This window comes from Pseudomonas sp. TH07 (genome assembly GCF_016651285.1).
In the GTDB taxonomy this organism is placed as follows: Bacteria; Pseudomonadota; Gammaproteobacteria; order Pseudomonadales; family Pseudomonadaceae; genus Aquipseudomonas.
Map to the genome: position 1 here is coordinate 5,195,887 of NZ_JAEKED010000001.1, position 16,618 is coordinate 5,212,504.

Annotated in this window: 13 protein-coding genes and 1 pseudogene; 12 read left to right on the forward strand and 2 right to left on the reverse strand. The window is 65.2% G+C overall.

What is annotated here, in order from left to right:
* Positions 1-18 precede the first annotated feature (18 nt).
* The 12 genes and pseudogenes from JFU57_RS23675 (at position 19) to yddG (ending at position 14,153) form a co-directional block, all read left to right on the forward strand.
* Positions 19-1,218 (forward strand): LLM class flavin-dependent oxidoreductase, encoded by a 1,200-nt coding sequence (locus JFU57_RS23675; RefSeq protein ID WP_078473393.1) that lies wholly within the window; start codon positions 19-21, stop codon positions 1,216-1,218.
* A gap of 11 nt (positions 1,219-1,229) precedes the next feature.
* Positions 1,230-2,804 carry an ABC transporter substrate-binding protein gene (locus JFU57_RS23680; RefSeq protein ID WP_201130956.1) on the forward strand — a complete coding sequence of 525 codons (1,575 nt, stop codon included), beginning with the start codon at positions 1,230-1,232 and terminating at the stop codon, positions 2,802-2,804.
* Positions 2,797-3,873 carry an ABC transporter permease gene (locus tag JFU57_RS23685; RefSeq protein WP_078473391.1) on the forward strand — a complete coding sequence of 359 codons (1,077 nt, stop codon included), beginning with the start codon at positions 2,797-2,799 and terminating at the stop codon, positions 3,871-3,873. The genes JFU57_RS23680 and JFU57_RS23685 overlap by 8 nt, the downstream gene beginning before the upstream one ends.
* A 10-nt stretch (positions 3,874-3,883) precedes the next feature.
* Positions 3,884-4,729 (forward strand): ABC transporter permease, encoded by an 846-nt coding sequence (locus JFU57_RS23690; protein ID WP_201130957.1) that lies wholly within the window; start codon positions 3,884-3,886, stop codon positions 4,727-4,729.
* Positions 4,726-6,527, forward strand: a pseudogene (locus JFU57_RS23695) (dipeptide ABC transporter ATP-binding protein). Before JFU57_RS23690 ends, JFU57_RS23695 begins: the two are co-directional and overlap by 4 nt.
* A 153-nt stretch (positions 6,528-6,680) precedes the next feature.
* Positions 6,681-8,345, forward strand: coding sequence for an AMP-binding protein (locus JFU57_RS23700; protein ID WP_078473388.1), 1,665 nt, complete (start codon positions 6,681-6,683; stop codon positions 8,343-8,345).
* 16 nt (positions 8,346-8,361) lie between these two features.
* A complete protein-coding gene (locus JFU57_RS23705) occupies positions 8,362-9,123 on the forward strand; it encodes an SDR family NAD(P)-dependent oxidoreductase (protein ID WP_201130958.1) in 762 nt (253 codons plus the stop codon).
* 15 nt (positions 9,124-9,138) lie between these two features.
* The gene (locus JFU57_RS23710) at positions 9,139-10,332 is read left to right on the forward strand and encodes an acetyl-CoA C-acyltransferase (protein WP_201130959.1); all 1,194 of its coding nucleotides are present in this window, start codon (positions 9,139-9,141) and stop codon (positions 10,330-10,332) included.
* Positions 10,333-10,341: 9 nt separating this feature from the next.
* Positions 10,342-11,469, forward strand: coding sequence for an acyl-CoA dehydrogenase (locus JFU57_RS23715; protein WP_201130960.1), 1,128 nt, complete (start codon positions 10,342-10,344; stop codon positions 11,467-11,469).
* Positions 11,470-11,483: 14 nt separating this feature from the next.
* Complete coding sequence (locus JFU57_RS23720; protein WP_201130961.1) at positions 11,484-12,257, forward strand: enoyl-CoA hydratase; 774 nt, start codon at positions 11,484-11,486, stop codon at positions 12,255-12,257.
* 111 nt (positions 12,258-12,368) lie between these two features.
* The gene (locus JFU57_RS23725; RefSeq protein WP_201130962.1) at positions 12,369-13,145 is read left to right on the forward strand and encodes a helix-turn-helix domain-containing protein; all 777 of its coding nucleotides are present in this window, start codon (positions 12,369-12,371) and stop codon (positions 13,143-13,145) included.
* A 102-nt stretch (positions 13,146-13,247) separates the two neighbouring features.
* On the forward strand, positions 13,248-14,153 hold the full coding sequence (gene yddG / locus JFU57_RS23730; protein WP_201130963.1) for an aromatic amino acid exporter YddG: 906 nt from the start codon (positions 13,248-13,250) through the stop codon (positions 14,151-14,153).
* 176 nt (positions 14,154-14,329) lie between these two features.
* Here the strand turns inward: yddG and JFU57_RS23735 are convergent, their stop codons facing one another.
* Both JFU57_RS23735 and JFU57_RS23740 read right to left on the reverse strand, forming a co-directional pair.
* Positions 14,330-15,481, reverse strand: a complete 1,152-nt coding sequence (locus JFU57_RS23735; protein ID WP_020297898.1) for an acyl-CoA dehydrogenase family protein — start codon at positions 15,479-15,481, stop codon at positions 14,330-14,332.
* A gap of 3 nt (positions 15,482-15,484) precedes the next feature.
* Entirely contained in the window at positions 15,485-16,591 is a 1,107-nt protein-coding gene (locus JFU57_RS23740; protein ID WP_078473382.1) for an enoyl-CoA hydratase/isomerase family protein, read from the reverse strand.
* Positions 16,592-16,618: the final 27 nt, after the last annotated feature.

Below are 16,618 nucleotides of genomic sequence, written 5' to 3' on the forward strand. Positions count from 1 at the left end.
TTTCAAGGAAGCATGACCATGGCGGTAAAGATTCTCTGGTACCTCACTACCCCCGATGGCCCCTATCCATGGGAGCCCGAAGGCCGCTGGAAGACCGACTTCGAACACCTCAAGCAACTGGCGGTGGCCAGTGACCGGCTGGGCTACTACGGCTCGTTGCTCGGCTCCAGCCCCAACGAAAGCCTGGCGGTGTCGGCGGCCCTGATCGACGCCACCCAGCGCCTGCGCTTTCTCGTGGCGCAACACCCGGGCGAACTGTCGCCGGCGGTGTTGGCCAAGTGGGCCCTGACCTTTGACCAGTTTTCCAACGGCCGCCTGCTGTTCAACGTGGTCAATGGCAATGACGCGGGCCTGGCGACCCTGGGCGTGCATTACCCCCATGACGAGCGCTACGACTTCAGCCTCGAATACTGGCGCGCTTTCCAGAGCATCTACGCCGGTGAAACCGCAGGCTACGACGGCCGTTACGTCAAACTCGCCGCGCGCTCGCCAGGCGCCGCCAGCCATCCCCTGGGCGGCTGGCATCCGCCGCGGCAGAAGCCGGGCATCCCGCTGTGGGGTGCCGGCACCTCCGGCCCCGGGGTGGCGCATTCGGTGCAGTTGCTCGACGTCTACCTGAGCTTCGCCAACACCCCGCCCAAGCTCGGCGACAAGTTCCGCAAAGTGGCCGCTGAAGCGGCCAAGATCGGCCGTGAGCTGACCTTCGGCACCCGCCTGCAAATCATCGTCCGCGAGACCGAGGAAGAAGCCTGGGCCCACGCCGAGAAACTGCTGCAACGCACCTCGCTGCAAACCGCGCGCAACGCCATCGAGCGCCAACTGCCGCCCGGTGCAACCCTGGACAGCTTCCACAGCGATGACCCGCAGACCCAACGCAATGTCGAGACCATCCGCGCCGGGCGCCTGCCCAAGGCCCGGGACCTGGAGATCTACCCCAATGTCTGGCTCGGCCCGAGCCTGTTCGGCTTCAATATCCTCGGCCCGGCCGCCGGCACTTACCTGGTGGGCAGTGCGCAGCAGGTGGCTGAACGTATTCGCGAATACGAGGCCCAGGGCACGTCGGCCTTTATTCTTTCGGGCTTCCCGTTGATCGATGAAGCGCACCGGGTGGCGGACCTGCTGTTCCCGCTGCTGGACCTGGACCATGGCTTCGAGGTGCCGCGACTGGGCGTCACCCCGGTGGCCAAGGCCCAGCCCAGCGCCGTCGAAGCGGTATAGGGGAGAGGGCCATGAGTGAGGCATTTTCGCGGCGGATCTTTCTCGGCAACAGCCTGGCCGTCGGTGGCGGGCTGCTGCTGGGCAGCAGTCTGCTCAGCGGTTGTGACGGCGGCGCAGCACCCGCCGACAGCGCGGCGCTGCTCAGCAGCACGCCGGTCCAGGGTGGGCGCTTGCGCATCGGCATTATCGATGGCGACCAGTCCGGCAATCTCGACGCGCACAAGCCGGTGGGCGGCGGAATCATTCGCGGCTGGGCGCTGTACAGCAAGTTCTGGGAATGGAACCGCGACGTCAGCACGCGCCTGGCCCTGGCCGAGTTCGCCGAACCCAATGCCGATGCCAGCGCCTGGACCATTCGCATCAAGCCTGGGCTGGAGTTCCACCACGGCAAGAGCATTGGCGCCGATGACATGCTGTTTTCGATTCTGCGCCTGACCGACCCGAAACTTGCCTCACCCTTTGCCGGGCTGGTGGGGGCCATCGACCGCACGGCCCTGCGCAAGCTGGATGCGCGCACGATCGAGATCCGCTTCAAGCAGGGCCAGAGTTTCTTCCCCCTGGATGAAACCCTGATCAGCTTCGGCGGCATCGTGCCCACCGACTATGACCCGGTGACCAACCCGGTGGGCGCCGGGCCGTACAAACTCAAGAGTTTTATCCCGGGCCAGCGCTCGCTCTACAGCCGCTTCGAGAACTACTACAAACCCGGCCAGCCCTATGCCGATGAACTGGAGATCATCGAATTCAAGGACCAGGTGTCCCGCGCCGCCGCCCTGCGCGCCGGGCAGATCGACGTGGCCAGCGGGGTCCAGGCCGAGCACAGCGCGCTGCTCAAGGCCGATACCCGGCTCAAGCTCTACGTGTCACCCAGTACTTCATTCACCGGCTTCAACCTGAACCTGGCCAAGGTGCCGTTCCAGGATGAGCGGGTACGCCAGGCATTCCGCCTGCTGGCCGACCGACAGGAACTGGTGGACCGCGGCCTCAACGGCTTCGGGCGGATCGCCAACGACCTGTATTCGCCCCACGACCCGACCTACAACCATGCCATCGCCCAGCGCCCCCATGACCTGGACCAGGCGCGCTCCTTGCTGCGCCAGGCCGGGCAGGACGGGTTGCGGGTCGAGCTGACCACCACCCCGGGGCCAGGGGTCAATGCCGCGCTGGTGTTCGCCCAGCAGGCGAAAAAGGCCGGGGTCGAGATCAAGGTGACCCAGGTCGACGGCTCGGTGTTCAACGGCCCGCAGCGGGAAAACTGGCAGTTGTCGCCCGGCGCTACGCCGGCCCGGGGCTTTCTCGCTTCGGCGCTGCACAACGATGCCCCCCAGGCGATCTACAACCGCAGCAACTTCCACGACCCGCGCTTTACCGCGCTCTACCAGCAGGCCCTGGCCCAGCCCGACCTTGCGCTGCGCAAGCAGCTGGTGCATGAGGCGCAAGGTATCCAGCACCAGCGCGGCGGCCTGCTGATCTGGGGCTTCAATGATGTGCTGGATGCGGCCTCGACCCGAGTCGGCGGCTTGCAGCCGGAACAGACCACCTTCGCCTCCTGGCGTTTCGACGAGTTGTGGTTGAACCATGCCTGAGCCGACTGTTGCCAACGCTTCCTGCAAGACCCCACGCACCCCGGCCTGGCTGGCCTGGTTTATCGGGCGCCTGGGCTATGGCCTGCTTACCGCCTGGGTCATCAGCCTGGTGGTGTTTATCGCCACCCAGGCGCTGCCCTCGGACCCGGCGCGGGTGATCCTCGGTCCCGATGCGCCCCTGGAAAGCATCCTTACCCTGCAACGCCAACTGGGCCTGGACCGGCCCATCCTCGAGCAGTACCTGCGCTGGCTGGGCTCGGCCCTGAGTGGCGAGCTGGGGGTGTCCCTGGACTCCAATGCGCCGGTGGCCGACATCCTGTTCGGGCGTTTCGGCTACACCCTGGCTCTGCTCGCCGGGGTCATCGCCCTAGTGGTGCCGCTGGCCTTGCTGTTGGGGGTGTCCCTGGCCTTGCGCCGGGACAGCCGGGTCGATCGCTGGAGCCTGTCGCTGCTGATCTTTCTCAAGGCCACCCCGGGCTTTCTCCTGGCCATCGGCCTGGTGCTGCTGTTTTCCATGCCGCACATGGACCTGCTGCCGGCGGTGTCGATCCTCGACCCGGACAAATCCCTGCTGCGCCAATTGCAGTTCCTGGTGTTACCGGTGCTGGCCCTCGGCCTGTCCGCGCTGCCGTACCTGACGCGCATGGTGCGCGCCTCGATGATCGAAGCCCTGGAGTCGGACTACGTGGTTGCCGCACGGCTGCGGGGCATTCCCGAGTGGCGCATCGTCTGGCGCCATACCTTGCCCAATGCCCTGATTCCGGCCATCCAGGGCGTGGCCCTGACCCTGCGCACGCTGATCGGCGGCGCGTTGCTGGCCGAGGTGATCTTCAGCTACCCGGGGATCGGCACCTCCCTCAACTCGGCGATCCAGATGCGCGACCTGCCGATGATCCAGGCCATCGTGCTGCTGATCACCCTCGGTGTGGTGCTGATCAACCTGCTGGCCGACCTGTTGACCGTATTGCTGACCCCGAAACTGCGCACTGCGCGCCGGGTGACCATGATTCGCCGCAACCGCCGGGGCATTCAGCCCTGGTGGCGGCGTTCGCCCTCCAAAGCGCCTTGAGAGGTGACGCATGACTGACGTATCAAGGGCCCGCTGGCAGCGCTGGCTGGCCGAACCGCAAACCCGCAAGGGCGCGCTGATCACCCTGTTGCTGGTGGCCCTGGCCTTGTTCGGCCCCTGGCTGGCGCCCCATGCGCCGACTGACATGCTTGGCCAGGTGTACGGCGCGCCGTCGGTCGCGGCGCCTCTGGGCTATGACTTTCTGGGGCATGACGTGCTGTCGCGGCTGCTCAGCGGTGGCCTGTCGGTGTTGTGGATGTCGCTGGCCGCGGCGGCCATCGCCTTGCTGGTGGGCAGCGCCCTGGGCCTGCTGGCCGGCTTTTCACGACGACGCCTGGACCAGTTGATCACCTGGCTGGCGGATGTGTCCCTGGCGTTTCCGGACCTGATCCTGGTGCTGTTGATTGTCTCGATGCTGGGCCGCGCGCCCTGGCTGATCGTGCTCACCGTGGCCATCGCCTTCACCCCCGGGGTGATTCGCCTGGCCCGGGGCAGCGCGGTGGCGGTGGCCGGCCAGGAATTTGTCGAGGCGGCGCAGATGATGGGGTATTCGCGGCGGCGGATTCTGCTGCGCGAGATTCTGCCCAACATCCTCACGCCGCTGCTGGTGCATTTCGGCAACATGCTGACCTGGGGCGTGGGCATGCTCTCGGGCTTGAGCTTCCTCGGCTACGGCGTGGCTCCGCCCACTGCCGACTGGGGTTTGATGATCAATGAAAACCAGGCCGGGCTGCTGGTCCAGCCCTGGGCAGTGCTGGCCCCGGCGGTGCTGATCGGGATCTTCGCCTATGGCACCAATATCCTCGCCGAAGGCATCGGTCGCAGCAGCTCACGGATCGGAGACAAACAACCATGAACGCCATCGCCGGGATCGAGACGCCGCGCAGCCCTGTCAGCACCCGAGTGTTGCAAGTCACTCAATTACGGGTCGAACTGCGGGACCAGGTGGATGTGCTGTCGGGGTGTCCTTCAGCCTCGACGCCGGGGAGATTGTCGGGCTGGTAGGGGAGTCGGGGTCGGGCAAGACCACCCTGGCGACCGCCTTGCTGGCCCATGCCCGGCGCGGCGCACGGATTGTCAGCGGGCGGGTTGAAGTGGCCGGGCAGGCGCTGCTGGAACTGCAGGGCGAGGCCCTGCGCCAGGCCCGGGGCAGCCTGATCGGCTACGTCGCCCAGGACCCGGCCACTGCGCTCAATCCGGCGCTGCGCATCGGCGGCCTGCTGCGCGAAACCCTGGCCGTGCACCAGGTGCGCCTGGACCGCGCGGCCCAGCAACAGCGGATCGTCGAGACCCTGCGCGATGTCGGCTTGCCGGATGACCCGGAGTTTCTGCGGCGTTTTCCCCATCAACTGTCCGGCGGCCAGCAGCAGCGGGTGATGCTGGCCCTGGCGTTTGTCCTGCGGCCACGGCTGATTGTGCTGGACGAACCGACCACGGCCCTGGACGTCACCACCCAGGCCCATATCCTCGCCACCCTGCGTCGGCTGTGCAAAAGCCTGGGGGTGGCGGCGGTGTACGTGTCCCACGACCTGGCGGTGATCAAGGACCTGGTGGACCGGGTGATGGTGATGTACGCCGGCCGCCTGGTGGAGATCGCCAGCCGCGAGGCGCTGTTTACCCGGCCCGCGCACCCTTACACCCGGGGGTTGCTGGCGGCGATCCCGGATGTTGCCCAGCGCCGCGAGCTGCTGGCGATTCCCGGGCACGCCCCGGCACCTGGGCAACGACCCGCCGGTTGCGCCTTCGCTCCCCGCTGCTCGCGGCGGCGTGCCGAGTGCAGCGAAGCCGAGCCGCCCCTGCGCGAGCTGGTGGCGCAGCAGCAGGTGGCCTGTGTCGAACCCTATGTGCAGGGTCTGCAACTGACACCCCAGCTGCCGCTGCTAGCGATTGAAGACAGTGCGCCGCGCCCGGCGCTGCTGGAAATCAACGGCCTGAACCTGGCCTACGACCGCCAGGTGCTGTTCGACGTCTCGCTGCGCCTGCTGCCCGGGGAATGCCTGGCGCTGGTGGGCGAGTCCGGTTCGGGCAAGACCAGCCTGGCGCGGGCGGTGGCCGGGCTTGGGGAAAACGCCGAGGGCGAGCTGCGGTACGCCGGGCAGCCGCTGAAACTGGCGGCGCGCCAGCGGGCTGCCGGATTGCGGCACCAGATCCAGTACATCTTCCAGAACCCGTACCGCGCGCTGAACCCGCGGCAAAGCGTGTACCAGACCCTGAGCGCGCCCTTGCAGCACTTCTTCGGCATCAAGGGCGCAGCGGCCCGGGAGCGGGTCGAGGCGGTGCTCAAGCGCGTGTCGTTGCCGGCTTCGGTGGCCGACCTGTATCCCCACAGCCTGTCCGGTGGCGAGCGGCAACGGGTGGCCATCGCCCGGGCCCTGATCTGCGAGCCGAAATTACTGATCTGCGATGAAATCACCTCGGCCCTGGACGTCTCGGTGCAGGCCTCGATCCTGGCCCTGTTGCGCCAACTGCAGGCCCAGGGCCTGACCCTGCTGTTTGTCACCCACGACCTGGGGGTGGTGCGGGCGATCGCCGACCGGGTGCTGGTGCTCAAACTCGGGCGGGTGGTGGAGCAGGGGCGGGTGGACGAGGTGCTCGACCGGCCCCAGGCGGCCTACACCCAGACCCTGCTGGAGAATTCGCCGACTCTGGCCTGAGCCGTGCCCCGGGTGCCGCCAGGGTCGGCGCCTTGGCCAAACCAGTCACACAACTTGATGGCTTTGACCATTGCCGCAGCAGGCCTGCAGCGCCAGTATTTCCTCGCTTTTATGGTGTTCCCATCCTAATAAGAACAGCGAGGGATTCTGGCGATGCGCGATTACTTGTCTGCCACAACACAGTTCAACTACCAGCACACCGTCGACGCTGCCCTGGCGGGCAACCTGTCGGCACTCAATGCCTGTATCGAATGTTGTGACCGGCATGCCTTGCCGGGCCGCATCGCCCTGTTCTGGGAAGGCCGCGACGGCAGCAGCGCGACCTACACCTTCAGCGAACTGCAAGACAAGGCCGCGCGTTTCGCCAACTTTCTCGTGGCCCAGGGGGTGGGCAAGGGCGACAAGGTCGCCGGCCTGTTGCCACGTAACGTCGAGTTGCTGATTACCGTGCTCGCCACCTGGCGTATCGGCGCGGTCTATCAACCGCTGTTTACCGCCTTCGGCCCCAAGGCCATCGAGCATCGCCTGAGCAGCTCCGGCGCCGCCCTGGTGGTGACCGATGCGGTCAATCGGCCCAAGCTTGGGGAAGTGGCGGGCTGCCCGACCATCGCCACCGTTGGCGGGGCCAAGGGCCAGGGCATCGTGCGCGGCGATTTCAGTTTCTGGGCCGAACTGGCCAATTACCCGGCCCGACATGAGCCCGTCATGATGACCGGCGAGGACCCATTCCTGCTGATGTTCACTTCGGGCACCACCGGCCCGTCGAAAGCCCTGGAAGTGCCGCTCAAGGCCATCGTCGCGTTCCAGAACTACACCCGTGACGCGGTGGACCTGCGCCCCGAGGACGCTTTCTGGAACGTCGCCGACCCGGGCTGGGCCTATGGCATCTATTTCGGCGTCACCGGGCCCCTGGGCCTGGGCCACCCGATCACCTTCTACGATGGCCCGTTCACCCTCGAAAGCACTTGCCGGGTGATCAACAAGTACGGCATCAGCAACCTCACCGGTTCACCCACGGCTTACCGCCTGCTGATTGCCGGCGGCGACGACTTTGCCCGTTCGATCAAGGGCCAGCTGCGCATTGTCAGCAGCGCCGGCGAGCCGCTGAACCCGGAAGTGATCCGCTGGTTTGCGGACAACCTGGGGGTGGTGATCCACGACCATTACGGCCAGACCGAGCTGGGTATGGTGCTGTGCAACCACCACGGCCTGGACCACCCGGTGCATGTCGGCGCTGCCGGCTTCGCTTCGCCGGGGCACCGGATCGTGGTGCTGGACGACGATTACCAGGAGCTGGGCGTCGGCCAGCCGGGGATTCTCGCCGTCGACCGCACGCAGTCGCCGATGTGCTGGTTCGCCGGCTACCAGGGCGCGCCGACCAAGGCCTTTGTCGGCAATTATTACCTGAGCGGCGACACCGTCGAACTCAACCCGGACGGCAGCATCAGCTTTGTCGGGCGCAGTGATGACGTGATCACCACTTCCGGTTATCGGGTCGGCCCGTTCGACGTCGAAAGCGCGCTGATCGAGCACCCGGCGGTGGTCGAAGCCGCAGTGGTGGGCAAGCCGGACCCGGAGCGTACCGAACTGGTCAAGGCCTTTGTCGTGCTCAGCAATCAGTACCGGGCAGCGCCGGAGCTGGCCGAAGAACTGCGCCAGCATGTGCGCAAGCGCCTGGCCGCGCACTCGTACCCCCGTGAAATCGAATTTGTCAGCGAGTTGCCGAAAACCCCAAGCGGCAAATTGCAGCGCTTTATCTTGCGCAACCAGGAGATCGCCAAGGCTCAAGAGGCCGCGGCGCACAACGCTCAAGCTTGAACCCAAGGAAATAATGATGCAGATCGAAAACAAGGTTTTTCTCGTCAGTGGCGGTGCTTCCGGCCTTGGCGCCGCCAGCGCCGAGATGCTGGTGGCCGCGGGTGCCAAGGTGATGCTGGTGGACCTCAATGCCGAGGCCGTGGCGGCCCAGGCGCAGAAGCTCGGCTGCCACAGCGTGGTGGCCGACATCAGCCAGGAAGCCGCTGCCGAAGCGGCGGTGCAGGCGACCGTCAAAGCCTTTGGCGCGCTGCACGGCCTGATCAACTGCGCCGGCATCGTGCGCGGCGAGAAGATCCTCGGCAAACACGGGCCCCACGCCCTGGCCAGCTTTAGCCAAGTGATCAACGTCAACCTGATCGGCAGCTTCAACCTGCTGCGCCTGGCCGCTGCCGCCATCGCAGAAAGCGAAGCCAATGCCGATGGCGAGCGCGGGGTGATCATCAACACCGCCTCGGCCGCCGCCTTCGACGGCCAGATCGGCCAGGCGGCCTACGCGGCGTCCAAGGGCGCGATCGCCAGCCTGACCCTGCCTGCCGCCCGCGAGCTGGCGCGCTTTGGCATCCGGGTGATGACCATCGCCCCGGGTATTTTTGAAACCCCGATGATGGCCGGCATGAGCGATGAAGTGCGCGCCGGCCTGGCGGCGGGCGTGCCATTCCCGCCACGCCTGGGCAAACCCGCGGAATACGCGGCGCTGGCCCGGCATATCATTGAAAACAGCATGCTCAACGGCGAGGTGATCCGTCTCGACGGTGCCTTGCGCATGGCCGCCAAATAAGCAGGAGATTGCCCCATGAATACCTCCCAGGATCCCATTGTTATCGTCAGCGCCGTCCGCACCCCCATGGGCGGCTTTCAAGGTGAACTCAAGGGCCTGACAGCGCCGCAACTGGGCGCCGCGGCCATCCGTGCAGCCGTGGAACGCGCCGGCGTGGCCAGCGACGCGGTCGACGAAGTGCTGTTCGGCTGCGTGCTGCCGGCCGGCCTCGGCCAGGCTCCGGCGCGCCAGGCTGCCCTGGGCGCGGGGCTGGATAAAGCCACGCGCTGCACCACCCTGAACAAAATGTGCGGTTCGGGCATGGAGGCCGCGATCCTGGCCCACGACATGCTCGTGGCCGGCAGCGCCGAGGTGGTGGTGGCCGGGGGCATGGAAAGCATGTCCAACGCGCCGTACCTGCTGGACCGCGCCCGCAGCGGCTACCGCATGGGCCACGGCCGGGTCATCGACCATATGTTCCTCGATGGCCTGGAAGACGCCTACGACAAGGGCCGGCTGATGGGCACCTTTGCCGAGGACTGCGCCCAGGAGCACGGCTTCAGCCGTGAAGCCCAGGACGCCTTCGCCATTGCCTCCACCACCCGCGCGCAACAGGCGATCCAGGATGGCAGCTTCAAGGCCGAGATCGTGCCGCTGAACGTCACCGTCGGCAAAGAGCAGGTGCTGATCAGCAACGACGAACAGCCGCCCAAGGCCAAGCTGGACAAGATCGCCTCGCTGAAACCGGCGTTCCGCGACGGGGGCACGGTTACCGCCGCCAACTCCAGTTCGATCTCCGACGGCGCGGCGGCCCTGCTGCTGATGCGTCGCTCCCAGGCGCAGAAACTCGGGCTCAAGCCGTTGGCGGTGATTCACGGCCACGCGGCATTTGCCGACACCCCGGGGCTGTTCCCGGTAGCCCCGGTGGGTGCGATCAAGAAACTGATGCAGAAAACCGGCTGGTCCCTGGATCAGGTCGACCTGTTTGAAATCAACGAAGCCTTTGCCGTGGTCAGCCTGGTCACCATGAGCAAGCTGGAAATCCCCCACGACAAGGTCAACGTGCACGGCGGCGCCTGCGCCCTGGGCCACCCGATCGGTGCCTCGGGCGCGCGGATCCTGGTGACCCTGCTGTCGGCCCTGCGCCAGAAAAACCTGAAGCACGGGGTGGCGGCCATCTGCATCGGCGGCGGTGAAGCCACGGCCATGGCCGTTGAATGCCTGTATTGAGGAAGTGCCATGTTGCCCAATGACGAACAACTGCAGATCAGCGAAGCGGCCCGGCAATTTGCCCAGGAACGGCTGAAACCGTTCGCCGCCGAGTGGGATCGCGAACACCGTTTCCCCAAGGAGGCCATCGGCGAGATGGCCGAGCTGGGCTTTTTCGGCATGCTGGTGCCCGAGCAGTGGGGCGGTTGCGACACCGGCTACCTGGCCTATGCCATGGCCCTGGAAGAAATCGCTGCCGGCGACGGTGCCTGCTCGACCATCATGAGCGTGCACAACTCGGTGGGTTGCGTGCCGATCCTCAAATTTGGCAACGATGAGCAGAAGGAGCGTTTTCTCAAGCCCCTGGCCAGCGGGGCCATGCTCGGCGCCTTCGCCCTTACCGAACCCCAGGCCGGCTCCGATGCCAGCAGCCTGAAAACCCGGGCCCGGCTGGAGGGCGATCACTACGTGCTCAACGGCTGCAAGCAGTTCATCACGTCCGGGCAGAACGCCGGGGTGGTGATTGTGTTCGCGGTCACCGATCCGACGGCGGGCAAGCGCGGGATCAGTGCCTTTATCGTGCCCACCAACTCGCCGGGTTATAAGGTGGCCCGGGTCGAGGACAAACTCGGCCAGCATGCCTCCGACACCTGCCAGATTCTGTTTGAAGACGTGAAGGTGCCGGTGGCCAACCGCCTGGGCGAGGAGGGCGAGGGTTATCGCATCGCCCTGGCCAACCTCGAAGGCGGGCGCGTGGGCATTGCCTCGCAATCGGTGGGCATGGCCCGCGCCGCCTTCGAGGCGGCCCGGGATTACGCCCGGGAACGGGACAGCTTCGGCAAGCCGATCATCGAGCACCAGGCGGTGGCTTTCCGCCTGGCGGACATGGCCACCCAGATCGCCGTCGCGCGGCAGATGGTGCATTACGCCGCCGCCCTGCGCGACAGCGGTAAGCCGGCCCTGGTCGAGGCTTCGATGGCCAAGCTGTTCGCGTCGGAAATGGCCGAGAAAGTCTGCTCCTCGGCATTGCAAACCCTGGGCGGTTACGGTTACCTGAGCGACTTTCCGCTGGAGCGCATCTACCGCGACGTGCGGGTTTGCCAGATCTACGAAGGCACCAGTGATATTCAGCGCATGGTCATTTCGCGCAATCTTTGAGAAGGAGCTGCTTCATGAGTTACGAAACGATTCTGCTGGACGTCCAGGGCCGCGTCGGCCTGATCACTCTCAACCGTCCGCAGGCGCTGAACGCGCTCAATGCGCAGATCGTCAGCGAACTGAACCAGGCCCTGGACAGCCTGGAGGCCAACCCGGAAATCGGCTGCATCGTGCTCACCGGCTCGAAAAAAGCCTTTGCCGCCGGCGCTGACATCAAGGAAATGGCCGAGCTGAGCTACCCGCAGATCTACATCGACGACCTGTTCAGCGACAGCGACCGTGTGGCCAACCGGCGCAAGCCGATCATCGCCGCGGTCAACGGTTTCGCCCTGGGCGGTGGCTGTGAACTGGCGCTGATGTGCGACTTCATCCTGGCCGGCGACAACGCCAAGTTCGGCCAGCCGGAAATCAACCTCGGCGTGCTGCCGGGCATGGGCGGCACCCAGCGCCTGACCCGCGCCGTGGGCAAGGCCAAGGCCATGGAAATGTGCCTGACCGGACGCTTTATCGACGCCGTGGAAGCCGAACGTTGCGGCATCGTCGCGCGCATCGTGCCTGCTGATGAACTGCTGGATGAAGCCCTGAAAGTCGCCACCCTGATCGCCGGCAAGTCAGTGCCGATCAGCATGATGATCAAGGAAAGCGTCAACCGCGCCTTTGAAGTCAGCCTCTCCGAAGGAGTACGCTTCGAGCGCCGGGTATTCCACGCGGCGTTCGCCACCCAGGACCAGAAAGAAGGCATGGCGGCGTTTATTGCCAAGCGCACGCCTGAGTTCAAGGACCAGTAACCTCGCGTCACCGCTCAAGCCGGGGACAGGCCAGCCCCGGGCTTGAGCGTTTGTGGCTAGGCGGTGGGCAGTGCTGAAGACCTTCAGGTGCCAATACGAGGAGAGTCATTGATGAGCGCTACCGCCCCCCAATCGTTCTCTTTGGCCGTGCGCTCCTATTCCGGTCAGGTGGAGCTTCACGAACACGACTTTCATCAAATCGTCCTGCCCCAGTCCGGTTCGATGGACATTGAGGTCGATGGACAAGGTGGCAAGGTCGATGGGAGCCAGGGGGTGGTGATCGCCGCGGGCGCCCGCCATACCTTCCTGGCCAACCGCTGCAATAGCTTCCTGGTACTGGACGTGCTGACCCAGGGGGCTCAAGGGCCGAAAAGCGCTGCGCCATTACTTGAGCCACTGAGCGACAAACGCTTTTTTGCAGTCAGGCCCGATATCCGGCATCTGCTGGATTACGCGAGCAGCAACGGGGCAGGGTTAATCAGTTCGCCTTCGATGGTCGAGCCATGGAGCCGATTGCTGCTGTGCTCCTTGTTGCAGCCCGATGTTGCTCCGAACCATCCCGGGCAATTCATCCTCGCCAGGGCGCAGGCCTATATTGAGCGGCATCTGAGCACCCCCATGACGGTGCGTGATATCGCCCGAAATGCAGGCACCAGCGAACGGCGCCTCTATGTCCTGTTCGGCCAGCACCTGAAAACAACCCCGTTTGCCCATATCGCGACGCTGCGCCTGAACCTGGCCATCGACCTACTGCGCCAGACCTCGTTATCGATCATTGAGATTGCCCATCGTGCGGGTTATGCCGACCAGAGTGCGCTGACCCACGCCCTGAAAAAGGCCCGCAACCTGACCCCCGCCTCGGTGCGTAAACAAGCGCGCGAGCACTAAAAAACGGCAGCCCCGAACAAATTTTCGGCAGCCTCTATCAATACGAAGCCCTGCAACCTTTCTATTGTCCCCAGATGAGGATCATCCGCAGAGGGGGCTTGCATGAACACTTCCAATCCTTCCATCACCATCGTCAAGGGTGCCGCAGGCGCCACGTTGATTGGGGTGATTGCGGTGTTTCTATGGGCGTGCCTGGCGCTGCTGACCACCTTGACCGCAGGTATCCCGCCGTTTCAGTTGCTGGCATCGAGCTTCGCTGTCGCCTTCCTGGCCAGCCTGTGTACGCTCGGCCTGCGCGGCGCGGGCGGGTTCAGCAGCTGGCGCCAGCCCTGGTATGTGTGGGCAACCGGGTTCGCCGGGATTTTCGTCTATCACGCCTTGTATTTCTTTGCCCTGAAGGTCGCGCCCGCGGCTGAAGCGAGCCTTATCGCCTACCTGTGGCCGCTTCTGATCGTGCTGCTGTCGAGCTTTTCAAGCGGCGAGTCCCTGAGTAAGCGCCAACTGCTGGGCGCCTTGCTCGGTCTTGGGGGAACAGCCTTCATCATGCAACAGCGCGCCCACAGTGAAAGCGTGGCGGTGCCGGTCATCGGCTATGCCGCTGCCTTTGCCTGCGCCTGGGTCTGGTCGATTTATTCGGTCGTCAACCGACGTTTCAGCGATGTCCCGAGCAGCATCATCGGTGGTATCTGCGGCTTGGTAGCGGTGGCCGGGTTGCTCTGCCACCTGGCTTTCGAAACCACGGTCAAGCCTGAAGCGGCCCAATGGGCGGCGATTATCGCCCTGGGGCTGGGCCCGGTGGGCCTGGCTTTTTTTGCCTGGGATCACGCCACCAAGCACGGCAACCTGGCGATGCTGGGGGCCTTGTCTTACCTGGCGCCATTGTTCTCCACGCTGCTGCTGATTGCCGTCGGACAAAGCGACGCCAAACCGATCCTGATAATCCCCGCGGTGTTGATCATCACGGGGGCTGTCATTGCCACTTCACGCTCACGCAAGCCCTCGGCGTGATATCGACCCGTCAAGCAGACAGGTAACCGCCGTCGCGCCAGTGACGCTGACCGTGTCAGGCCGTGGCACCTGGCCCGTGGACGCTTGACTGAAGGCGCTTTGAGCGCTGGATGGAGGCCAGGCACCATGAAAAATCGCAGCCATGGCTGCGATTTTTTTGCATCAAGGAGTACTGATTACAACTGATAGTGCTTCAACTCCCGGGCAATCAACATGCGTTGAATCTCGCTCGAGCCTTCGTAGATCTGGGTAATCCGTGCATCGCGGTAGTAGCGCTCCACCGGATAGTCCTCCAGGTACCCGTAGCCGCCATGGATCTGCATCGCCGAGGAGCAGACTTTTTCGGCGATTTCCGAGGCGAACAGCTTGGCCTGGGACGCTTCCGACAGGCACGGCTTACCGGCGCTGCGCAGACGCGCGGCGTGCAGGATCAGCAGGCGCGCCGCGTTGAGGCGGGTCTGCATGTCGGCCAGCATATTGGCGATGCTTTGATGCTCGATGATCGGCTTGTCGAATTGCACCCGGTCGCGGGAGTAGGCCAGGGCGGCTTCAAAGGCGGCGCGGGCGATGCCCAGCGCCTGGGCGGCAATGCCGATGCGGCCGCCTTCAAGGTTGGACAGGGCAATGGCCAGGCCCTTGCCCCGTTCGCCCAGCAGGTTGGCTTCGGGGATGGTGCAGTTGTTGAGGGTTACCGCGCAGGTGTCGGAGGCGCGGATGCCCATTTTGTGTTCGGTGCGATCGACGATAAACCCTGGGGTGTCGGTGGGCACCAGGAACGCCGACAGGCCTTTCTTGCCCAGTTCGGGGTCGGTCACCGCAAAGACGATGGCCAGCTTGGCACGCTTGCCATTGCTGACGAACTGCTTGGCGCCGTTGATCACCCACTGGCCGTCGCGCAGTTCGGCGCGGGTGCGCAGGTTGTGCGCTTCGGAGCCGGCCTGGGGTTCGGTCAGGCAAAAGCAGCCAATGCTCTGGCCGCTGGCCAGTTGCGCGAGCCAGGTCTGTTTTTGCGCTTCGCTGCCGTAATTGAGGATCGGCCCGCAGCCCACCGAGTTGTGGATGCTCATCAGTGCACCGGTGGCGCCGTCGCCAGCGGAGATTTCTTCGACCGCCAGGGCATAAGCCACGTAGTCGACGTAAGTGCCACCCCATTCCTCGGGCACCACCATGCCCAACAGGCCCAGTTCGCCCATCTTCGCCACCAGGGCGTCGTCGATCCAGCCGGCTTTTTCCCAGGCCTGGGCGTGGGGGGCGATTTCACCGCGGGCAAAATCCCGGGCCATGTCGCGGATCATCACTTGTTCTTCGGTCAGTTCAATGTCGTGCATGGCTCAGCTCCCGCTGGTGTCGAAGCCGCTGAAGAAACTCGCCACGTGCCCGGCGTCGAGCGCCTGCAGGGTCGGTGGGTTCCAGCGCGGCGTCTTGTCTTTGTCGATCAGCAAGGCGCGCACGCCTTCGATCAGGTCGCCGCGCTCGAACCACTGACGGTCCAGGTGCAGCTCCAGGGCGAAGCAATGTTCCAGGCTCAGGTGGCGTCCGCGGCGCAGCATCTCCAGGGTCACGGCCATGGCCAGGGGCGAGCGGCTCTCCAGCAGGTCGGCGGTGGCGTGGGCCCATTCGCGGCTGTCGCCGAGGCTGACCTCGCGCAGTTGCTCGACGATGCTCGGCACGTCGGGCAGGGCGAAGTAATGGTCGATGGCCGGGCGCAGGGCGGCCAGCGGCGCATCCGGCAGTTGTTGCACACCGAGCTTGGCCAGCACCCCTTGCAGGTCCTTGAGCGGCATATCGCTCCATTGCAGGTGGTCGAGGCGCTGGTCAAGCAGGCCCAGTCGGTCGCTGTCCAGGTGCCAGTCGGCAAGCCCGCAGTACAGGGCATCGGCGGCGCGAATCTGCACGCCGCTCACGCCCAGGTACAGGCCCAGTTCCCCGGGAATGCGCGACAGGAAGTAACTGCCACCGACGTCGGGGAAGTAACCGATGGCCACTTCCGGCATCGCCAGACGGCTGCGTTCGGTGACCACCCGCAGATCGGCGCCTTGCACCAGGCCCATGCCGCCGCCCAGGACAAAGCCGTCCATCAGCGCCAGCACCGGCTTGCGGTAGTGGTGGATCGTCAGGTCCAGGGCGTATTCCTCGACGAAGAAGTCCTGGTGCAGGGTCTGGCCATTCTTGAAGCTGTCGTACAGCGAGCGGATATCGCCGCCGGCACAAAAGGCTTTTTCCCCAGCGCCGCGCAAGACCACCGCGTGCACTTGCGGGTCCTGGGCCCAGGCATCGAGTTGCTGCTGCAAGGTGCGCACCATCTGCAGGGTGATGGCGTTGAGACCGGCGGGGCGGTTGAGGGTCAGGTGGCCGATGTGGTTGCGGACCTCGACCAGCACTTCATTGCACGTGCTGTCGATGTCCCGTGTCGCCTGGGATGAAACCTGAGCAGTCATCACTAACTCCCTGCTTTTATTGTTCTT